Annotated in this window: 12 protein-coding genes and 2 pseudogenes; 6 read left to right on the top strand and 8 right to left on the bottom strand. The window is 56.5% G+C overall.

Annotated features, from left to right (window positions below; all coding sequences use genetic code 11):
* Positions 1-147: 147 nt before the first annotated feature.
* Positions 148-1,992, top strand: a complete 1,845-nt coding sequence (locus tag NDI89_RS10395) for a hypothetical protein (protein WP_277521498.1) — start codon at positions 148-150, stop codon at positions 1,990-1,992.
* 225 nt (positions 1,993-2,217) lie between these two features.
* Positions 2,218-3,267 (top strand): FkbM family methyltransferase, encoded by a 1,050-nt coding sequence (locus NDI89_RS10390; protein ID WP_277521497.1) that lies wholly within the window; start codon positions 2,218-2,220, stop codon positions 3,265-3,267.
* 156 nt (positions 3,268-3,423) lie between these two features.
* Here the strand turns inward: NDI89_RS10390 and NDI89_RS10385 are convergent.
* From NDI89_RS10385 to NDI89_RS10370, 4 genes and pseudogenes are all read right to left on the bottom strand, one after another.
* Positions 3,424-4,059 (bottom strand): annotated as a pseudogene (locus NDI89_RS10385) (IS6 family transposase).
* Between the two features lie 216 nt (positions 4,060-4,275).
* A pseudogene (locus NDI89_RS10380) lies at positions 4,276-4,717 on the bottom strand (DDE-type integrase/transposase/recombinase); the annotation flags it as partial.
* A 194-nt stretch (positions 4,718-4,911) separates the two neighbouring features.
* Positions 4,912-6,375 carry a flippase gene (locus NDI89_RS10375; protein WP_277521496.1) on the bottom strand — a complete coding sequence of 488 codons (1,464 nt, stop codon included), beginning with the start codon at positions 6,373-6,375 and terminating at the stop codon, positions 4,912-4,914.
* A 437-nt stretch (positions 6,376-6,812) separates the two neighbouring features.
* Positions 6,813-8,600, bottom strand: a complete 1,788-nt coding sequence (locus NDI89_RS10370; RefSeq protein ID WP_277521495.1) for a hypothetical protein — start codon at positions 8,598-8,600, stop codon at positions 6,813-6,815.
* 201 nt (positions 8,601-8,801) lie between these two features.
* Between NDI89_RS10370 and NDI89_RS10365 the strand changes: the two genes are divergently transcribed.
* Entirely contained in the window at positions 8,802-9,725 is a 924-nt protein-coding gene (locus NDI89_RS10365) for a glycosyltransferase (RefSeq protein WP_277521494.1), read from the top strand.
* 148 nt (positions 9,726-9,873) lie between these two features.
* Here NDI89_RS10365 and NDI89_RS10360 read toward each other — a convergent pair whose 3' ends face one another.
* The 3 genes from NDI89_RS10360 to NDI89_RS10350 all read right to left on the bottom strand — a co-directional run bounded on the left by NDI89_RS10360 (position 9,874) and on the right by NDI89_RS10350 (position 14,047).
* A complete protein-coding gene (locus tag NDI89_RS10360) occupies positions 9,874-10,938 on the bottom strand; it encodes a CARDB domain-containing protein (RefSeq protein WP_277521493.1) in 1,065 nt (354 codons plus the stop codon).
* 424 nt (positions 10,939-11,362) lie between these two features.
* Positions 11,363-12,436 (bottom strand): CARDB domain-containing protein, encoded by a 1,074-nt coding sequence (locus NDI89_RS10355; RefSeq protein WP_277521492.1) that lies wholly within the window; start codon positions 12,434-12,436, stop codon positions 11,363-11,365.
* 303 nt (positions 12,437-12,739) lie between these two features.
* Positions 12,740-14,047 carry a DUF1616 domain-containing protein gene (locus tag NDI89_RS10350; RefSeq protein WP_277521491.1) on the bottom strand — a complete coding sequence of 436 codons (1,308 nt, stop codon included), beginning with the start codon at positions 14,045-14,047 and terminating at the stop codon, positions 12,740-12,742.
* Positions 14,048-14,511: 464 nt separating this feature from the next.
* Between NDI89_RS10350 and NDI89_RS10345 the strand changes: the two genes are divergently transcribed.
* Together NDI89_RS10345 and NDI89_RS10340 are read left to right on the top strand one after the other, a co-directional pair.
* Positions 14,512-15,522 carry a lipid II:glycine glycyltransferase FemX gene (locus tag NDI89_RS10345; protein ID WP_277521490.1) on the top strand — a complete coding sequence of 337 codons (1,011 nt, stop codon included), beginning with the start codon at positions 14,512-14,514 and terminating at the stop codon, positions 15,520-15,522.
* A 205-nt stretch (positions 15,523-15,727) separates the two neighbouring features.
* Positions 15,728-17,341 (top strand): alkaline phosphatase family protein, encoded by a 1,614-nt coding sequence (locus tag NDI89_RS10340; protein ID WP_277521833.1) that lies wholly within the window; start codon positions 15,728-15,730, stop codon positions 17,339-17,341.
* Between the two features lie 90 nt (positions 17,342-17,431).
* Here NDI89_RS10340 and NDI89_RS10335 read toward each other — a convergent pair whose 3' ends face one another.
* Positions 17,432-18,739, bottom strand: a complete 1,308-nt coding sequence (locus NDI89_RS10335; protein WP_277521489.1) for a hypothetical protein — start codon at positions 18,737-18,739, stop codon at positions 17,432-17,434.
* A 359-nt stretch (positions 18,740-19,098) separates the two neighbouring features.
* Here NDI89_RS10335 and NDI89_RS10330 point away from each other — a divergent pair, with 359 nt between their 5' ends.
* A complete protein-coding gene (locus NDI89_RS10330) occupies positions 19,099-20,892 on the top strand; it encodes a hypothetical protein (RefSeq protein ID WP_277521488.1) in 1,794 nt (597 codons plus the stop codon).
* The last annotated feature ends 516 nt before the right edge of the window (positions 20,893-21,408 follow it).

Here is a 21,408-nt window from a genome sequence, read left to right as displayed (position 1 = left end):
GAGGTGGATCAAGCAAACAGTACTGTAAGCACCTCCACATTAATAGTTAATGTTGCCTCTTGTTATCCGTCAATAAAAGCCTCATAAATAGGACGGCCATATTCACGTGAATATCTATCAGAGCAGAAGGTCACGCCTAATTTGCAAATGATTGGTGACCCCGAGAGTTTCCCGAAAAAGAAATCGATTGATCGACGATCATATTTGAAAGCGGCCGTAGCCGCAGTCGGAGCAACCACGCTCCAAACAACGGCAAGCGCATCTGCCGAGGACTATGACGTTATTGAAGTGGGCAGTGGAGAAACGTTCAGCAAGAGACTTTCTGACGGAGAAACATGGAAAAACGTACTCATTGATATCTCGGCAGAAGGGGCTGCTTATAGCATCATAGCCGTTGCTGATAACTGGGAAATTAAAAATATCGGCGTTCTAGGAACGTTCGACAGCCATACGAATGGCTCTGCGTTTAATGTAGAAGTTCCGTCGGCCGACGCGACCGGTCTGATCCAGAACGTTTACCTTCCAGGTGCGTACGAACCGGGACACGACTATAATGGCCCGATGGGAATCTATGTCACGCGCAACCACGGTGGTGATCTACTCATCCAGAACGTCAACGTTCAGAACATGCAGGACAACGGAATTTATGCCTCATCGACCGGCCATGAAGGGTCGGATGGTGCCGATGGATCGGTTCGTATCGAAGACTCGTATTTCCACGGCAACGCGACATGTCATACTCGAATCGGAACCTCGAGCTCCTACGTTAAGAACTGTGTCGGGTGGAACGGAATCCACCGTGGACACTGGCAGTATTACGAACACTCGGACATGATCGACTGTGACTACGGAGAGAACGGCACTGACATAATCCTCGGTGGCAGTTCATACCCAAAACAGGATACTGCCGAACTCAGCGTCAAGAACTCACGGTATGACACAGTGAGCAACGCTGGTAGCGGAATTAATGGCTCGTCGGCAGGGACACCACGGCACCGGAGTCCAAGTGATATTGGCGCGCCGGCTTCAGCCGAAGAAGCTGCCAGTGGTCAGTCAGGGGATAGTACAGACGACAATAACATAGATCCGTTCATTCCGGCAGGTGATTTTTCGCTTGAAGTGACTGCTCAAAATGATTTCGCCGAGTATCTGATTGAACTTGATGCTGAAGCCGTCGAAGTGGGTAACGAAGCTGAACCTGATGATGAACAGTACACGGATCGAGCCTTTGAATCGGGAGAACACTGGTATATTCACGGATATACCGGCGGTTCGGCCGATAATTTCCGCGTTACTGGTGGTGAAATTCTACGAGTTGGAGAAATACAGGGAACGTCACGGATAACTGCGAATGGAACACCTCTTGATTTGAGTGTATTTGATACCATCACGTCTGTCCCGGGAGACAAGGATTCTCAGTTGCCGAATGTAGTCGTGATCGACGGGGAAGGGACCAGCGACACGGCGAGTTACGAGTTCGTTGTCAGTGACACGGTTGAACCGAGTAACGACGAAAACGCGACGATCGACGAGGCCGCTACCGTCGATGGTACGCATGCCAGTGGCGTTGTGGCGGATTACCTCGACGCGTGGCGGTTCAATAGCGAAATTGAACAGTTCAGTATCGACGGGGACGCCACCGTCCGTGTTAATGGTGTTGAGGTTGATCCGGACCGCTTCGATGACGTCGGTGAAAAGGAGGAAGCCCAGTTGCCGAACGTGATTGTAATCGACGGGAACGGGACCAGCGACACGGCGAGTTACGAGTTCGTTGTCAGTGACACGGTTGAACCGAGTAATGACGAAAACGCGACGGTCGACGAGGCCGCTACCGTTGATGGTACGTATGCCAGTGGCGTTGTGGCGGATTACCTCGACGCGTGGCGGTTTAATAGCGAAATTGAACAGTTCAGTATCGATGGGGACGCTACCATCCGGGTCAACGGTGTCAAGGTTGATTCGGACCGCTTCGATGATGTTAGTAGTACGTAGAGATACTATCGCGAATTAGTTTATTTCGGTAATTCATTACGTGTCTCGCTAAAAGCGATCTTCCACCGACGTACCTTTGAAGTAAGATCATGGTTCGTCATGTAATGATTGATAATATACATTATCTGCGGGTATATTGTCTCTACCACATGTATGGCGTTTCATGAAGGTCTTTTCATGGCCTATAACTACCTGATGAAAGAGAATCTATCTCCCTAGGTTACAATGGAGGTACTACGGAAGTTTCGCGCCTTTGTCTCCGATCCCAAAGGAAAGGTGTGGTGGGCAAAACACAGCGTCGGCGAAATATTACTACTCATCCGACAGCGTCGCCTAGGTGCACTTATCAGTTATTTCATCGCAGCAGTGACCGGATGGAGAGTGTATGACTACTATATTGACTGGATTGGAAAACGCAACGGTATGACAATCAGACGGGAGATCCGAGGCAATCCGATGGTGTTAAATCTTGAGGACGAAGGACTCTCCCGGGACCTCTTTCTCTATGGTGTTCGAGAGCAACGCGGCATTCAAATATTCGAACAAGAGCTCAAACAGATACGTGATGAAGTTGATAACGGGCTTGTTCTCGAAATTGGTGCAAACATCGGGTACTTTGCACTGATGGAGTTAGAGGTGCTCAGAGATTCGGCCGAAGTAATCGCGTTTGAACCCGATGAGCGGAATACGAAGCTACTGGAACAGAACTTGGAGCTAAACGGTTACAGAAATAGAACAACTATCGAGCGAGTTGCAATAGGACCGGAATGCGGTAAAGCCGAACTCGAGCTGTCGACCCACAGCAACTTAAATAAAATACGAGCTCCATCGACATCCAGTTGGCGATACGATACCGGCGAATCAATTACCGTCGACATGTGGTCGGTAGATGAATATCTCACCAAGCAAAATCACTCGCCAGAGTCGGTCATTGCTGTCCGTATGGACATCGAGGGTCTGGAAGTTGAAGTGCTTCAAAGTCTCAAACCAGTCCTCGAAGCTGATGGTCCACTGGTTTTGTCTCTTGAAGTCCATGCCAATCTTCTCGATCTCGAAAAGACCCAACATCTCCTAGATATTCTCGATCATCATGGCTTCATTGTTGCCGGAGCATTAACCGAAACAATAACGATCGAGCCATTTGTCAGCCCCAAGGACGTTGATGATATTCAAGATCTTTCCGACTGTGAAATGGCCTACAATCTAATTGTTACAAAAAAATCATCAACCGAGAAGAAGCCCGCTGAGCCGCTCAAAGCCTCAAGTTCTGACTGAGACAGTGGTCTCCAGAAATCGAATCAGTCTTACGTCTCTCATATGTCGTACGGAGTCCATAGCCGAGTGAGCTCTAACGCAATACATTGCAGAAACTCATTTATGATATTTAACCCGCGTGTTTCAAGTATTTTTGGCCGAAAGCATCGGTCGTGTTTAGTTTGTAGCATTGTGCCAGACTGCGAAGGCTTGGAGCCAGGATTCAGCTGTTGACGGTTGTGCGTGACTGAAGCAGTTTGAGAACGAAGAGGTACGACGTTTTATCTCGCGAAAGACACGTTCAGCAGCGTTCCGATTTCCATGTTTTTCGAAGCGAAATCGGAGCCCAGATCGACGGAGTGCAGTCTGGAGATGTTTTGCTCCATCGACGAGAAACACAGCGTTCTCGACGTCGTGTTTCTCGGTCAGTTCCTGTAAAAACAGCTCTGTAAGAGCGGTCGTAGTTGTCGAAAACAGCCGTATATGGAGCAATTCGTTCGAGTTGGGAGCGACAGCAGCATACAGCCAGTACTGTTGATTGTCGATTCGAATCACCATCTCGTCGAGCGCAACGTGATTCGGTGACGCATCAGTGGCAGGCTGTAGATCACACTTGTGTATCCAATCGTGAACGGCCTTTCGAGATCGCTGGACACCGAACTTCTATAATTCTCGAACGGTATTCGAAAGCGATAGTCCGGACAGATGGAGTCGAATACCCAACTCCATCAGTTGACGCGGTGTCCGCTCACGCTCCACAAAATCCAAATCAATCCAGCCGCTACTACCGCTGAGGCGTGCGATTTCTGCCATGAACCAGCTGGAAATCAGCACGCCTCACTTTTCACGCTTAACTAAACACCACCAAAGCATCTTTGAGAAGTCGCCAAGAGCCGTGGGAATAGCGAGTCTTTAGACGACCTTAAGTGTATTGAAGATGAGAAGGATACTGCATACGTTTTGGGCGTAATCCCATTTATCAAGAATCGTCGGTACTGACCGCTGGTAATCGACATATGTCGGTATTGTCTAGTTTCGAACCTCCGCTGGCGTCTGTCCGTTGGGTGATCGTTGCGGTCGTTGGGTGCTATGATAGTGTACGAACTGTTCAAGCCAATTTCTAACGCTTACGCGATTGCTCACCCACGAGTTGTGGAAGCGGTCACCACGCATCTTTAGAGTGTGACCACTTTTCAATCAGGATTCGATCAACTTAGTCGAGATGACTGCTCAATTCTATTCGAGAGAGGGAAGTCGGATAGCCATCAACGAGAAACACGGTGTTAGAGAGATCGTATTTCTCGGTCAATCAATGGAGAAACGCAGCAGCTGGATCAGTGGCTCGTCGTCCGAACACTGCGACATCGAGAATGAGCTGTGGATCTATGTTTATTGCAGCGGACATCCAAGACCGGTTGTCATTAATCTTGACTGTTGTTTCATCAATGGCGACCCGCGACGGCTTCGCCGTCCTCAGAATGTTTCACGTTCTGATGGGCCGCACGGGAGCAAAACTCTACGGCCTGCTCGTTTTCAAACCGTACTAACTAGACGGTGCCCTAATACTCGATCTCTCTGTCACAGTTTGACCAGGTGAGAAGTTGTCAAAACAGTTGTTGAGAACTTATGATACGTGGAAGAAACCATAGCCACACACAGCATTAGCTATGAAAGTGTTGAAATTATTTTTCGGAAATCAAGTACGCCTGAAAAGGCTATTAGTGACAGCCAGACAAGAGTGCCAAAACCGATGACAGCAAATAGCGTTATGAACCCAGTAACGTAGTCAGATACCACATAGACACACGCAGACATTACACTGGTAATTGATAAAATAACCATAACGTTCCGGAGTATCAACCTTGTCTGAAGGTCGAATTCGAGCCCAATTATATATACGTTCGTGAATGTATATATAGAATATGTGGCCAAAGTTGCAATTGCGGCCCCAACAACACCAATTCTTGGAATTAAAATTATGTTCAAAATCACGTTCAAGACAGAGGTAACACCTTTGATGATGGCTCGTTCTCGTGCCCGGCCGAGAAAATCGAGTCCATTACTCGTAAGTGCAGTAATCGACTGTAACACAGCGTAAACCGCCAGTACCTGTAATATGGGAACGGCACCGAGGTAGTCATCACCAAAGGCGAGCGTGACTAGCGGTTCTGCGACGAGTATCAGCCCAGCTGCTGCGGGAATGTATACTGCCAACCCGTGGATGAGCGCTTGTTCGTAGAGTTGAGCTGCTGTCTCTGTGTTGCCTTTTGCTTTCTGTGATTCGTAGGTCGGGGAAAGTGTGAATCCGAGAGCTGACATTGGTGTCTGGATGAAGGTGACGATTTGTCTACCAAGCGTATAATACGCAACTGCGATTGGTCCAAGGAAGAATCCGACGATGACCGTATCAACGCGCTTGTCGAGTACGTCTGCAGTGCCCGTAGCTGTCAGTGGGATAGTATATTCTACGATTCGCCGCCGGAGATCGGACTCTCTCTCACTCCGTTTGCCACTTCGATAATGCCGAATATACAGATACATGAGTCCGAGCACGGCAGTTATGGCAAACGCGATAATGTAGCCAAGGAGAGCACCAATTGCACCGTAACCTAGAACCACGAAACCGAGTGCAAGTACGAGCCTCGTCCCACGATCCACGGCGTGAAGGACCGCACCCGCCTTAATTGCCTCGAACCCCTGAAGTACCGTTCGCACGAATGTCACTAATGTCCCAAAAATCAAAAATAGGACTCCGAGTAAGAGAAAGGGAACAAGGTCGGACTCACCAATGAGATTTGCTATGTATTTGTAACTGAGAAGAGTCCCGAAGCAGACGACCGCGATCGTCAGAAGATTCAAGACGAAAGAAAATTTGAGGATATGTCTGATTTGACCGGAGTCCGTTTCCTTGTACTCCGCAATATATCGGCTAGCCGATTTAGCGACTCCGAGTTTGCTAAAGGTTTTAATCGTACCTAGTACCGAAATTGCTAAAAATAGTAGTCCGTATCCGTCCGGGTTGAGTAGATGTGCTAATGCGACAGTGAGAATTGCTCCGGAGATAACTGAAATGATCTGACCAACTAATTCGGCCTTGAATCGATCAGCCAGTTGGGAAATAAGAGGCATTTCTACTGATTCTGCCTTCCACTGACAATTATCTGTTTGGGAGAACTGCAGAATTTGAAACGTCCGGAGATGTATTACACTATGGGTTATAAGTGGTAGAGACAGCACGCTGGTAACAGAGAAATTCGCTACCTGAAAATGATGGAGATGCCATGGTAATGGCATTTATGGCCCTAAACGATATCGGACGTCCCAAATGGAGAATGTGAAATTATGTAACTTACTAGCTATTATAATTTACATCAATGTTTTTATTAGCCAGAATTGTACTTATCATCAGAAAGAGGTGACGATCAAACCGTCAAAGGTAAACGAGTTCGTCATCGTGTGGGCGGTATTACTCCCGTCAATCATCAGTAAGTGAGAGCAGATTATTACCACCGTGTCTGTCAGGGAAAATGTGAATTGGTTAACTCTAGACCGAACCTGTAGTGCCCTCATTCCGCAGTTCCTCTTATATGGAATAGTTCAAACTCCCCGTTCGACTGAATTCGATTGACGCCCCTCTGTGATGAGATTGAAGCTAACTGTGACTGTGAATACCGCAACTCCTGATATGAACGTATTTCTCGCGCTCTGTCGGCCTGGGTTATAATGATATATCGATCGGCGGAGTATTGCTGTGTTATTCCCTCGTCGATTTCCTCTCCAGTTATGGCACTGTACTTTTGTGTACGGTCTAAATTACCGTGTATCGCATCGGCATGTCGGTTCGGTCCAGCGCGAATACCAACGAACGTAACATTCGCATCTTGCGTCTCGAAGGCTTTTTCATGACCTTCCATTGACATATCTGTCACATGGGGAGAGGCGTTGTAAATGTACGGCGAGGGAAAGACAGTAAGTAGAGAAAGAAATAATACTATTGCAAACCCGACAACAACGACGCTCTGGAGAACTGTCTTCGGTATCTGCCCTGAAAAAGAAATTATACTGTATGCGATAGTAACAGAGCCCGTGATGGTGATGAAAACCATCATGAGTCCAAACACGCGGAAGTACATCTCAGAGTATGAGGCGAAGAAGTATAGACCGAAGATTCCAGCCAGAGTGATCAATGAAATAGTAAAGTACGGCAGTAAGCCGTTCGTATTGCTGGTGAGAGTCCCGTTCTTTTTCAAAATGGCCCATAAGAGGAGAAGTCCCGTAAGTCCGAAAAAAACGACACTCGAGCTGAATAGTTTTAGGAATATAGTGATGACACTTCCACCAATTGCGGCAAGCGATTCACTCTTAGAGTTAACGGAGGATGCTGCCGTTCCATCGGCAACAAAGTATGTGACAGCACTTGAGATAGCATACTCCACCACACCACCGAAAAAATCGTGATTCGCAGTCCAAGCAAGAAACGCGACCACAAGTGCCAAACTCTGTCCGTAGATCGGACGATGATCAACGACCGGATGTGAATTCCGATAGTAACGATACAGATACTGCATTATACATATTCCGCAAAACACGGCGATAAGGTGTGCTGCGAGTTGTGGATGGAAGACAACCAATGCGAACGACGTAATCACGAAAAGTACACCAACAGCCGACGGGGTGCGGGATGACGCAGAACTCTGAATGTATTGTAGTAGGATGTAAATATAGACTGCTGAAAAGAAGATCGCCTGCGACATTGCATGGGGAACGATATATGTGCTGAGAGCCGTAACCGGCAGCAATAGAAATGCGCCAAAGGCGCCGACAGCTGTGCTGTATCGACTTTCAAACACGAGCGATGTCGATAACGCCACAAAAAGGAAGAATAAACACGACAATAGAACGATTACAAGTGATGCCGCCTGTGTAAGGTCAATTCCGATGGTAACGGCGAAGAAGGTCGTGATTGTATGAAGAGCAGGATACTTCAACTCGAACGGCGAAATTATCCCTGACTGAACGCTTCGCATCCACCCGAGATGAGTAAGTGCGTCGCCAGCACCGTAAAACCGGTACCCTCTCAATACAGGGAGGCCGACGAATGCCCCCATCGAAATACCACTGAGCGCGAGTGCGAGACGGCGATTCCAGTCAGTATTCGCCCGAATGGAAACAAGTAGTGCAACGAACAGCGCACATCCGAATAGTACCCAGAAGGAGAGGGGGGTATTCGAGTACAGCGAAAGTTCGTACCCGGTTGCCGGCGTCGAGTAAGCCGTTAGAATGGCGCCGGTGAGCGCGAGAAATCCGATTGTGAGGAGCCCCCTCTTTCTCAGTGTCGAAGGTGAATGTGACATTATCTGTTCGTCTACAGAATTGTACCTTGTTATGAAGCGTGTGAATGAACGTAGTTTCTGTATATGCGATAGCACGTCGGGGAGAAGGGTTACTGGTAATCAGTTGGCCAGCAATAACAGGGACACTCGGATACCGACCGCAAACGCTCCATAACAAAACGTTCGGCTTCTGAACATCTGCATAAGGTTACCTATACGACGATGAATGTACTGAATATCACGTCGAAGGAGAATTCACCTCCATTCGAACTCCAGGTACAGGCACTCGAGGAACGGGGCGTCGACTGTACGACGGTCTCTGTACCGGGGACGGTGACGGCGGACTCGAGTCGATCCATCCTCGACTATCTCCGATTTCATCCGACTGTTTTGAAGGAGTCGTTGGGGTCGTACGATCTCATTCATGCGAATTATGGGTTGACGGCACCGTTCGCGATAACTCAACCGCGACTACCCGTCGTACTGTCGCTCTGGGGAACGGATCTCGATGGGGAACTCGGTTGGATCAGCAAACTGTGTGCGAATTTCTGTGATGCCACGATCGTCATGTCGGAGCGGATGGAACGGGAACTGGGTCAGCGCTGTCACGTCATTCCCCACGGAGTCGATTTCGCTCTGTTCGAGCCGTCGCCGCGGTCGGAGGCGATGGACCGGCTCGGCTGGGATCCGAACGCGAAACACGTCCTCTTCCCGTACAAAGCCGAACGCGAGGTGAAGAACTACCCGCGGGCAAAACGGATCGTCGAGGCAATTCGCGACGACGTTCCGGAGCCGGTACACCTGCAGACGGCCCGCGAAGTGCCGCATTCGGAGATGCCCCTGTACATGAACGCCGCCGACTGTCTCCTGTTAACGTCCGACCGCGAAGGGTCGCCAAACGTAGTCAAAGAGGCGATAGCCTGTAATCTTCCTGTCGTTTCCGTCGACGTTGGAGACGTTCCTGAACGGCTCGAGGGCGTCACGCCCTCCGCAGTCTGCCGATCCGATCGGGAGCTTCGACGCGCGCTATCCTCAGTTCTCGAGCGGGGTGACCGATCAAACGGACGCGAACGGGCCGAGAGAATAAGTACGGAGTGGATGTCCGCCCAGATTCACGACGTGTATCGCGACGTCGTCGATCAGTGAGGGGTCTACGGCGGTGTCCCGTGAAAAACGGATAAGAGGTTCCGTATTCAGGGCCCGAACGTCTTCAAGAAAGCCTCGGGATGCCCCTGTTGCCTCTCTGGCAGTTCGTTCGCGGTAGTCGAGGGACCGACGGCAGCGAGACGACGGCCTACAGTCGACGACGTCCGATCAGTGTTGCAACCAGTGCCGCCAGGACCGCGGCAGTAACACCGAAGCCGGGCATCTCGTCGTCGCCCTCGTTGACGGTCACCTCCGCCGTCGCGTTCGCTGCCCCGACCGTGTACGTGCCGGCTTCGTCGAACGTGGCGTTCGTCGACAGCGTGGTCGTTTCGCCGGACTCGAGCGACACCGTCCGCTCGTCGACGGTCTCGCCGTCGACGGTGAACGGAACGGTAGCGTTTCCGGGTGTCGCGCCGTCGTTCTCGACCGTGGCCTCGATAGTCGCGGATTCACCCACCGTCACTGTCTCTGGCACGTTCAGGTCGATAACCGAATGCGAGGTGCACTCTCCGGACGCGATCACGACCGGGTCGTCCATGTCGAGCGAGGCCCGTTCGCGGCCGGTTTCGGTCCCCGAAATCACCTCCCAGTCGCTGACGTGGCCATCGTACACCTGCTTGGCAGCATCATCGTTGAACCGCGGCTCGATCGTGATCGAGAACTCGTCGTCCAGTCCGCCGCTGAACGCGGCACCGTCGCTCCGGTTCTCGGACCAGACCCAGGTGATGCGACTCGAGTCCCCGCTGTGATCGAACTCGTCGTCGGCGCCGTCGTACCCGTCGTCCTCGACGACCCACTCGCCGTCTTCGGGCAAGCCGGTGAACGTCATCGTCGCCGCGCCGCCCGGCGAGTCGCCATCGTATCGGTCGTGAACCAGTACGAGACTGAGCCCGTCGCTCCCCTCGTACAGGAAGACGGAACTCGTATCGTCCTCCTGAAGGTGGGTCGTCCCGTGAGAGCTGTAGGAGTACGAGCTCGGGGTGGTATTCGGCGTGCGGTAGTCGTAGAATTCCTCGACGGTCCGAACGCCGTCACCGATCGGTTCGACGGTCACGCAGTCGTCTCCCTGCGCAACCGCGTACTCGTCCGAATCGGGGGGAGGAGTCGCTGCGCCGGCCACTGCCGTCGCACTGACGGCGAGCGCGACCACGACAGCAATCGTGACGAGAACCGAATACGGTACCGTATTCGCGGAACTGTTTCGTCGTGTCATTATTCGCTCTGGATCCGTCGAGACCGTTCACACGAATTGTTATGTCATCGTTTCTGATCGTATAACGCGGTATTTTCGGTGTCTCCGACGGGGATCTCCTGCAGACAGGTGACGGAACGTAGCCGCATTTCTCACGGTGGGGTCCGTCGATTCCGCTTTCGGATCGACCCCGATCGCACGGATCACCGGTCCGCAGCGCGCGTTACTGTCCGAACCTCGAGTTCCGCGGGTGACCGGCCAGCCGAATCGGGAGTCTCGATTCGAGTGAAGGTCCGTCCTCGGGGACACCGAATGCGTCCTCGAGTACGGCAGGCCGCCTGTGTCAACGACCGAGAGGCGCGACCGGCGGCGTCGCTCCGAGCGTCTTCGCCGTGGACTCCGCCGTCGAAATCAAACGCAGATCGAGCAGCCGTCACCGTTCCGTTTATCGCCGGTATCGGACGATCAGCACCCCGAGAACGGCCATCAGTATCACGGCACCGACGCCGAACCCGGGCATTCGATCGCCGCCATCGCTGATGGTCATCTCCGTCGATCGATCGCCCACCCCGACGGTGTACGTCCCCGCCTCGTCGACCGTTGCCGTCGTCGACAGGGTCGCGGTCTCGCCGGGCTCGAGGGTCACGTCCTGCTCGTCGACAGTCTCACCGTCGATGAGGAACGGAATTTCGGTCGTTATCGTCCGTTCACCGTCGTTCGTGACTGTCGCCGTGATATCGACGGGGTCGCCCGCCGTCACCGTTCCGTCCGTCTCCAGATCGGAGATCGCGTACGAGGTGCAGCCCCCGGAGCGGAGCTCGATCGGTTCGGACATGTCCAGCGACGTGCGTTCGTGGCCGTCCTCGGTCGCTGAAATGACCTGCCAGTCGGTAATCTCCCCCTCGTACACGCGGAAGTCGGCCGCGTCGTTAAACGCCGGCTCGATCGTGAGATCCAAGTCGTCTTCCAGCCCGCCGCGGAAGGCGGCCCCGTCGTTTCGGCCGTCGGTGTACGCCCAGGTGATTCGACTCGAGTCCCCGCTGTGATCGAACTCGTCGTAGCGACCGTCGTAACTGTCGTCCTCGATAACCCACTCGCCGTCCTCGGGAAGGCCGTCGAACTGCATCGTCACCGCCCCGCCCGGCGAGCTACCGTTGTACTGATCGTGAAGCGCGACGAGGCTGATTCCGTCGCTTCCCTCGTACAGGAAGAGCGAGCTCGTGTCGTCTTCCTGGAGGTGGGTGGTGCCGAACGAGCTATAGGAGTACGAACTCGGGGTCGTATTCGGCGTTCGGTAGTCGTAAAACTCCTCGACGGACTGCGAGCCGTCGCCGAGCGGTTCGATAGTGTAACACTCGTCACCTTGCACGACCGCGTACTCGTCGGCGTCCGACGGTGCGGATTGACCCGCGACGGTACCGACACCGACTGCCGTTCCGAAGGCGAACGCGATGAGCACTGCAACTGCGGCGAGAACCGAGCACGTTCCGATTACGGAGATATTATCTCGTATTATCATACTTGTCAGGTCTTTCTGGGAGGGCGGAGTATCCGCTACTCGAACCAGTCACGGGACATATTATTGTTATGCAGATGATTAGTCCCCGGGCAGGGCGTTCCCTCCGACTCTCACTGATCGATACTGTACCCTACTGCCACGGATACTCGGCCGACACATCAGCTCACCGGGACCGGACGGTAGCTGGCGCGCTCAAGGACTGATCACAGAGAAGGGAATCGTTCGAACTCGATCAGAAACCGCGAGCGAATCGTGACCGGGCCGACCCGTTATACGGTCCAACTTACCGACCGTGGAAACCGTTTATCCGTCAGTTTCGTTCCCGCCGTCACCGCTTCCGTCGTCGATCGGTTCGGTTTCGTCGTCACCGTCACCGGTCCCCTCGTCGGTTTCGTTCTCGTCATCGGATTCACCCTCATCGTCCGTCTCGTCACTGTCGTCGGGTTCGCCCTCATCGTCATCGGATTCACTCTCGTCGTCGTCACCGAACAGATCGTCGAACGGGTCGTCATCCTCCTCGCTCGAGTCGTCTCCACTATCGGCTACTTCCGAATCGCTACCGCTATCGCCTGCTTCGGAATCGCTACCGTCCGACTCAGTGACGGTCGTCCAGAAGTACGCGTGTCGGTAGGCGTTCTCGTGGGTCGGCGTCTCCGGGACCCCATCGGTGTACAGCAGCACGGAGATTCGAGCGGACCCCTCGCCGGATGCTGGCGTGACGTTTCGCTCGTAGTATTCGGTCGCTCCCTCACTGACTCCCGCGTCGATCCGTCGGAGCTCCGTACGTTCGACTACATCACCGTCCTCGAGACGCTGTTCCTGGACGACGACCGTGTAGTTTATATCCCGATCTTCCTGGTTTTCGACGGCGATAACGAACGGGAACGACTCACCCAGTTCACTCTCCGAGGGGTACCCCGATGCGACGAGTTCCCCCGATTCATTTTCGGTGAGCAACTGCAGGCTCGTATACTGCTCCCCCTCCTGCGGAGAGATGAACGCGTACCCGGCTGTCGTCAGTGAGAGTACCACGGCAAGGACGAGTACGACGTTAACGGCGACGTGAAGCGACGATTCGACGCCGAAGATTGCCACGTAAACCCCTTCGAGTCGTCGACCGAACTCGATTTCGTAGCGATCAGCTGGGGGAACGACCGATCGTCGAATAGCAGCGAGCCCGGCGCCGAAGAGACTGAAACAACTCACGGTAGTAACGACAACCGGTCCAGTATATCCCCAGGGTGTCGCGGCAATACCCAGGGCGAGCAGCGGCAACAGTGCGACACTCAATCCGAACGAAAGCGCCACGCGCTCGATGTCCGTCATCGATACTACTTGTCGTATCAGCAGGCGGTCCTCGGTGGCCACCTCCTGAGCGGATGATGACCGCGGAAACAGCGTCGAAACGGTCACGTATCCAGGTGCAAAAAACAGGAGCGGAAATCCAATCGCCGCCCGTATCAGTGGCGAAGACACATCGACGACGGCCAATACGACGATCGCGAGGGCGACGAAGCCGGCGACTCCGACCAGATCGGTAGGTATCCAAGAAGCGAGGCGCTTGCTTCGTCGTCGCACGGTCGCGAACAGATTGATCGGGATCTCTTTCATTATAGTTGTCAGTTATCAGTTGGTCGATTACGCCAGCTATTGTTACTCGTCGGATAACCCGGTATCAGGCGCTCGAATTCCCGGTATTACTAATACGCTTATCAGAGTCCAGAGCGGATCGTGTCCTGAGCTGCACCTCTTTCGAGTGTGATATCGCTGCACCGGCCGATCGAAGACCGGATCCTCTCGGTGGGGTCGGCCTCTGGGCGAGCGCATCTGTCGAGTCGTCGCGCCCGAGTGTACTGATCGGTGTCCGTTCACACTCGCGGTAGGTTGTCCGTGACTGATTGCAAATGAGGGAGACGGGAGTCTCGGAATCCGAGACCCATCGATGCGATCGAACCCGTTGCTGTCGACGACGGAAATATGATGCTTACAAAGTGGCTGTGAAGGAATCCGTCTGGCATGGAACCCCGATCGACTACCGAACCGACTCCGACGACCGAGATCGAGGGATCGAGCCCATGAGTATCGACGTCCACATCGCGACGGGAGACGACCTCGAGCGGTGGAACGGGTACGTCGAACGGTCGCCACAGGGAACGCTGTGGCACGAACTCGAGGCGCTCCGAGTCCAGGCCGACCACGCCGGTGCGGCATTGCATCCGCTGATCGGATTCAAGGGACAGGAACCAGTCGGACTCTTCCCGGTTTTCGAGATCAGAAAGCAGCTCGTGACAACTGCGTTTTCGCCGCCGCCGCGCCTCCGCGTGCCATATCTCGGCCCCGCTTTCCTGAACATGGGGAAACTGAAACAGCGAAAGCGCGAGCGGCGGCGACAGCGGTTTCTGGACGGCTGCTTCGAGTGGATCAGTGCCGAACTGAACCCGAGGTACGGTCACGTCCGCACCGCGACGGCCGTCGATGACTCGCGCCCGTTCAAATGGAACGAGTACGACGCGACGCCGGAGTACACCTACGCGGTCGATCTCTCGAAAGACAAGGACGACCTCCTGATGTCGTTCAGTAGCGACGCGCGAAGTAACATCCGGAACGCCGACGAAGACGCTTACGAAATCGCCGTCGGCGGTCCCGAAGAGATCCGCCAGATCCACGACCAGGTCGAAAATCGGTACGAGTCACAGGGGATCAGCTTCGGCGTACCGGTCGAGTTCGTTCTCGACCTCGCCGACCGGTCGCCGAACGGCCACGTCCGTCCGTACAACCTCACCGTCGACGGTGAGTTCGTCGGTGGCATCCTGGCCCTCGAGTACGGCGACACCACCGGACGGTGGCTCGGTGGCGTTCGCACGGATGCCGATGTCGACCTACCGACGAACGATCTCCTCGACTGGGCGATCATGAGCGACGGCATCGATCGGGGTCTCGAGACGTACGACCTCGTCGGTGCCGATACGCGGCGTATCAACCGGTACAAGGCGAAGTTCAACCCCGAGCTGGAAACGTACTACGGCCTCGAGTACGGCTCGTGGGGCATGCGAACGGTCGCCTCGCTGTACGACAGCGTGAAGTGAGGATCTGTGCCTCGCGTAACGGATTCGGAACCGAACGCACTACGCTCCGGTTCGAATTACCACCGGTATGGGGTCGTTTCTCTCGTTGGACGAAGACGCTACAGGCAGTCACTCTGTGGCGTTGGATCGGTTCGAACACGATAAACGAGTCAACCCGCAGTAATTTCGTCTATAACCAAGGCTCGATAGCATGACGGTCCCGTCGATGGACGGCGAATCTTCCCTCCAGACGTTACTCGTCGGGATCGACGCAGCCTGCGATCGGATACTCGCACCGCTGTTCGACGACGGCGACGTCCCGACCCTCGAGTCGATCTACCGGGACGGAACGAACGGCCCGCTCGAGTCACAGATCCCGCCGTGGACGGCGTCGGCGTGGCCGTCGCTGTACACGGGAATGAATCCCGGAAAGCACGGCATATACGGCTTCCTCTCGTTCGACGGTTACGATTGGGATGTCGTCAACGCCACGGACGTCCGCGAACGAACGCTGTGGGAGCTGCTCGATCGCCACGGCATGACGAGCGTGGTCGTCAACGTCCCCGTCACGCACCCGCCGCGGGAGTTCGACGGTGCACTGATCCCCGGCTACACCGCACCGGAGAATCCGGACTGTCACCCCGCCGGGTTGCTCGAAGAGGTCAGAGAATCGATCGGGGAGTACCGCGTCTACCCCGACGAGGACGCGGCCGATCTCGGAAGTACATACAGTGACTGCGTGCGCATGCGAGGCGAAGCGTTTCGCTATCTCGCGGATCGGTTCGACCCCGATTTCGGCTTCGTCGAGTTCCAGGCGACCGATTCGATCTTCCACGAGCGACCCGATGACGACGCGGCGATCCGCGCCATTTACCGCGAGGTCGATCGACAACTCGGAGAAATCCTCGAGGCCCACGATCCGGCGACCGTGATCGTCGCGAGCGATCACGGAATGGGACCGTACGACGGACGAGAGTTCCGCGTCAACGAGTACCTCCGCGAGACGGGGATTGTCGAAGTCGAACGCGGCGGATCGGGAATGCCGACGTGGGCGACGGTTCGCGACGACAATCTCAAGCGAGGAGAGGATGCCACGAGGTACGAGCCCGGCGTCGCAGAGCGAGCGATGGCGACCGCCGCTGGGATCGGTCTCACGAGCCAGCGGATCGGAGCTGTCCTCGAGCGCCTCGGCATCGACGACTTCGTAGCAGCATACGCCCCTGCCGGGCTCGTCAACGCGGGCGCAACGCAAGTCGACTTCAGTGAATCGACTGCGTACGTCCGCTCGCGGATCGAACTCGGCGTTCGGATCAATCTCGAGGGACGCGAACCCGACGGCGTCGTCCCGCCCGAAGAGTACGAGACGGTCCGGACGCGAATCATCGACGCTCTGGGGTCGGTCACGACGCCCGACGGGGATCCCGTTTTCGAGACCGTTCGTCCTCGAGAAGAGTACTTTCACGGCCCCGAGAGTGAACACGCAGTCGACGTCGTTACCGTTCCGGCCGATTTCGATCACTTCCTCTCCGCGACGCTGCGAAACCAACAGTTCGGGCCGCCAAGCGAACCGTGGAACCACAAGCTCACGGGCACCGTTGCGGCCTACGGTGACGCGGTCGATCACGGCGTGTCTGTCGGGACTCCTCACCTCTTCGACATCGCTCCGACGGTCCTATCGACCCTCGACGTGCCGGTCGACGAGCGAATGGACGGCGAGCCGCTTCCAAGCGTCGACGCTGGCGAGACGCGCCGATATCCCCGGTTCGACGGGGATCGATCGATCGAAACGGACGACGAAGCGGTCGAAAAGCGGCTCGCTGATCTCGGCTACCTCGAGTGAGCCAGAGCCGGACGGTGCCGGATCGGGTACCGATCAGGGCTCCCGAACGGGGAGCATCGTCGAACCGACTGAACCGATCAGCGGCGATCCTTATTTGTCCGACCGGACGAGACGAAGGCCCGCTTTCGCCGCCGTCCAGGCCGGATACGCGGTGTTGTAGACCGCGTTCGGTGTGTTCCGTGCGCCCGCACGGAGGAGCCGATGGGAGAGCGGCGGCTCCGACGCCGAGATCAGGTCGTCCAGATCGACGGACTCGAGCCACTCGAAAAAGGTCCGTTCGGCGGGCGTCGCGGGCGCCGTGTCGCGGGCGCGCTCGCGAATGTCCGCCCACATATGTCGCTCGTCCTGCCCGAGGACCCACTCGCCGCGCTCGAGGGAGCGACGGAGGCGGTGGTAGTCGCCGTCGTCGAAGGGATACCCGTGATCGTCGGGCTCGAGGCCCGAGAGGCGGAGGCCAACTGCGGTTCGGTAACACTTCTCGCATGCGCCGCAGTTGCCGTCCATCCGATCGTTACAGGTCTGCAGCTGGAGCGTCGGCGCTTCGGTCCGGACGTAGTCGGCGATCCGATCGAGGCGCTCCTGGCGAGTGAGGTCGTAGCCGTCGTGGTGACACTGCGTCCCGGCCCACCGGACGCGGTCGTCGATGTCGGGACGAGAGCCCCACTCGAGGTCGATCCCCTCCCAGTGGGTCGCGGCGACGTAGAGGTCCGTCATCCCGCGTGCGTAGGCCATCGGCGCGCAGAGTCCGAGCAGCCCCAGACCGTGACCGACGGAGCTGTACCAGCCGCCGTCGACGTGGCGCTTGTAGTGGGCCAGCAACATCGGGTGGTCGAGGAAGGAGAGCATGTTCGACTCGACGAACGCCGTCTCGCAGTCGTGCTCGCGGGCGAAGCTCGAGACGCGCGTCCGGAGGGCGTCCCATTTCTCATCGTCGCCGGCGTCCGGGGTGATCGTCCAGCCCCGGACGCTGATCAGGGTCGGCGACTCCTCGCGGTGGCGAACGTACGAGTACGTCGAGTCGACACCGCCGGTGAAGAGCAGGCCGGTCTCGTCGGTTCCCTCGGGGTCCGGATCGATCGTGCTGCGGGCATAGAGCGTCCCACCGTCGATGAAGTCGTACATCGCGGACAGCGACTCCGCGACGTCCTCGAGCGCGCGGGCGAACGTCGCGTCGACCTCGTCGACGTAGACGTCGGCCCCGTTGGCCCACGCGACCGGACAGATCTGCGCGAGGACGGGAATCGCGAGCACGCCGTCGGGGACGTCCGCGATCGGGACGTCGTAGCTGGTTCGGAACGGTTCGTCGGTCACGAACCGCTCGAGGTCGGCCGAGGCGCGAACCGAACACTCGAGCGTCCCGTCGTCGGCGGTGAGCCGGTCGATAATAATCGATGACATAGATAGGGTCGTCTCGCTCTCGAGCGAGGGTATTACGATCGACTACAAAAACCACTGGAACCGTTGATCGGGCAGCGCTCGAGAAGTCGACCCGTAGCCGACCGTCCGGAGTCGATAGGAACACCGTACAGCGTGTCGACGGTTGCAGCGGTCGGTCGCTCGTGACTGGGGAGACCCCGCCCGTTCGTGTGGGACGGGTGACAGGGCCCGTGATTGTCCGATACTGCGGTTCACGATCCCGTTATCGACGCGTACTGCTGTTCTCGAAGGTAGGAGACGGATAACAAACCGCGGCAGTGACGACGGGTCGGGCAACACATGCGTTTCGAGAGTGGTTCGGTCGAAGGCGGTGAGACGGCATGAGACGATCGACGCTCGACGCGACGCTCACGTTCGGCTTTCTCGCGATCGCACTGGGCGTTCTCGCGGCGAGAGCGAACCCGGCAACTGCCTACGAGTCGTCGGTCTATACCGGATCACCGACGGTCACGTGGGCCCTGTTCGCACTCTCGCTCGCGATCGCGGTCGCGGCGACGCTTACCTGTCGCGGCCGACGGCAGGGACTCGGCATCGGGCTCGGTGCGACGACGGTGATCGCGATCGTGAGCCTCCCCGTGATCCGAAACTACCACTTCGCTGGGATGGGCGACGCGATGACGCATCTGGGCTGGACCCGGGACATCGTGTCCGGCGGGACCCCTCCCCACGAGCTGTTCTATCCCGGACTGCACACCATCGCGACGGTGCTTCACTTCGTCGGCGGCGTCTCGATCGAGCGCGGGTTGTTGATCGGCATGGTCGTTCTCTTCGTCCCGTTCGTCGTCTTCGTCCCGCTCGCCGTTCGCGCGATGGGGGCCGGTGAATCGGCCGTCGGCCTCGCCGCGATCACCTCCTGGATGGTGTTGCCGGTCAACAACATCGCGACGTTCATGGGCGTCCACACCAACTCGAACGCGCTCTTTCTCGTTCCCGCCGTGGTCTTCGCGTTCGTCGCCTACCTCCGACGGCGGTCGACTCGGGACCGACTCCCGCTCGGACTCTCCCCGTTCAGCGTTCTCGTCTTCCTGACCGGTCTCGCGCTCTTGCTGGTCCATCCACAACAGATGTTCAACGTCGTCATCCTCGTCGGCGCAATCAGCGGCGTGCAGTTCCTCGCCCGCTGGCGGTTCGACGACCATCCGATGCTCGAGCACCCGACGACGTACGTCCACACGATCGGGCTGGGCGCGCTGTTCGGCCTCTGGGCGCTGAGCAACGAACGGTTCCGAAGCGCCGCGGCCGGACTCGTCTCCGGGCTGCTCGCACAGGACATCGGTGCCGGGACCGAAGTCGCCCAGCGGGGAACGTCGCTGACCGATATCGGCGGGAGCCTCACCGAGCTCTTCGTGAAGATGTTCCTCGACGCGGCGATCGTCGGCCTGGTCGCGGGGCTGTTCGTGCTGGCCGTCTGGCTCGGTCGCTCGAGCCTCGACGCCGAGACCAGATCGTTCGTCAACTACCTCGCGCTCGCGCTCGTTCCGCTCGGCGCCATGTTCGCGGTGTACTTCGTCGGGACGCCGACGATGGCGTTCCGACAGGTCGGATTCATCTACGTGGTCCTGACGATACTCGCCGGTGTCGCGCTGGCACAGCTCGCGGGCGGCCTCTCGCGCGTGGTCACGAGGCCCGGCGCGAACGCGGTCACGGCGCTGGTACTCGGCGCCTGTCTGGTGCTCGGACTGATGACCGTGTTCACGTCGCCGCTGATCTACAATCCGAGCCAGCACGTGACTCCCGAAATGATGAGCGGGTACGAGGACGGTCTGGATCACGGTGCCGAGGACGTTCCCTACGCGGGCATGGGGTACGATCCCTACCGATACGACCACGGAATCAACGGGATCCCCGGCGGCGGTGGCAATATCGGTGGCGGGTCGGCAACGACCGGAACCGTCAACGCCAGCGTGTTCTCGGCGGGCAACTATAGCGGGGCCTACCCCACCGACGAGTACTACCTCACCGTCACGGAGTGGGACAGGACGAAGGAGTTCGACGTCTACGACGAACTCAACTACCGCGAGGCCGCATACGAGGGACTCGACACCGACCCGAGCGCGAATAAGGTGATTTCGAACGACGAGTTCGAGATGTACGCTATCAGCAGCGAGTCGTAGCGACGCGAATCGCTAGTCGCACGCTGACTCGCGCTACCGATGGTGCTGACGCGCTGTCCGGCGGTTCCTTCGGCCAACCCACCGGGACGCCGGAAGCGACAGTCTTCCACTCCGCTCGAGGAAGCAGCAGACTCAGTTTCGTGCGCACGCGTGTGAGCACGGGCCGACGAACAGACTCTGTCTCCCCGTTCCGCTCGAGGATCTGCCCGTGAAAACCACTCTCGTGGACCGGCCGAGCAACGATGAGATCCGGTGAAACCCCGGGTAATAGCTGATTACGGGCCCGGAAATACGTAACTGCGGCGTCGGAACGGTCGGTCCTCCCGGATCACTGCCGTTCTCACCGATCGCTGATCAGAGCCTCGTGCACGGTCTCTCGAGGCATCAATATCCGATTTCCGCGGCAAAGACGCGATTACGGGATCGGAATTCGTCACGAATTCGTTCGTAATTTCGTGACATTCTATCGGTAGATTGTGGCTCAATAACCAGTGTTAGAAAAATATTCTGTAAATT

The organism is Natrinema salsiterrestre (genome assembly GCF_029502005.1).
Taxonomy (GTDB): domain Archaea; phylum Halobacteriota; class Halobacteria; order Halobacteriales; family Natrialbaceae; genus Natrinema; species Natrinema salsiterrestre.
The sequence above is the reverse complement of the archived record's forward strand: the minus strand, read 5'-3'. Positions and strand labels throughout refer to the sequence as shown.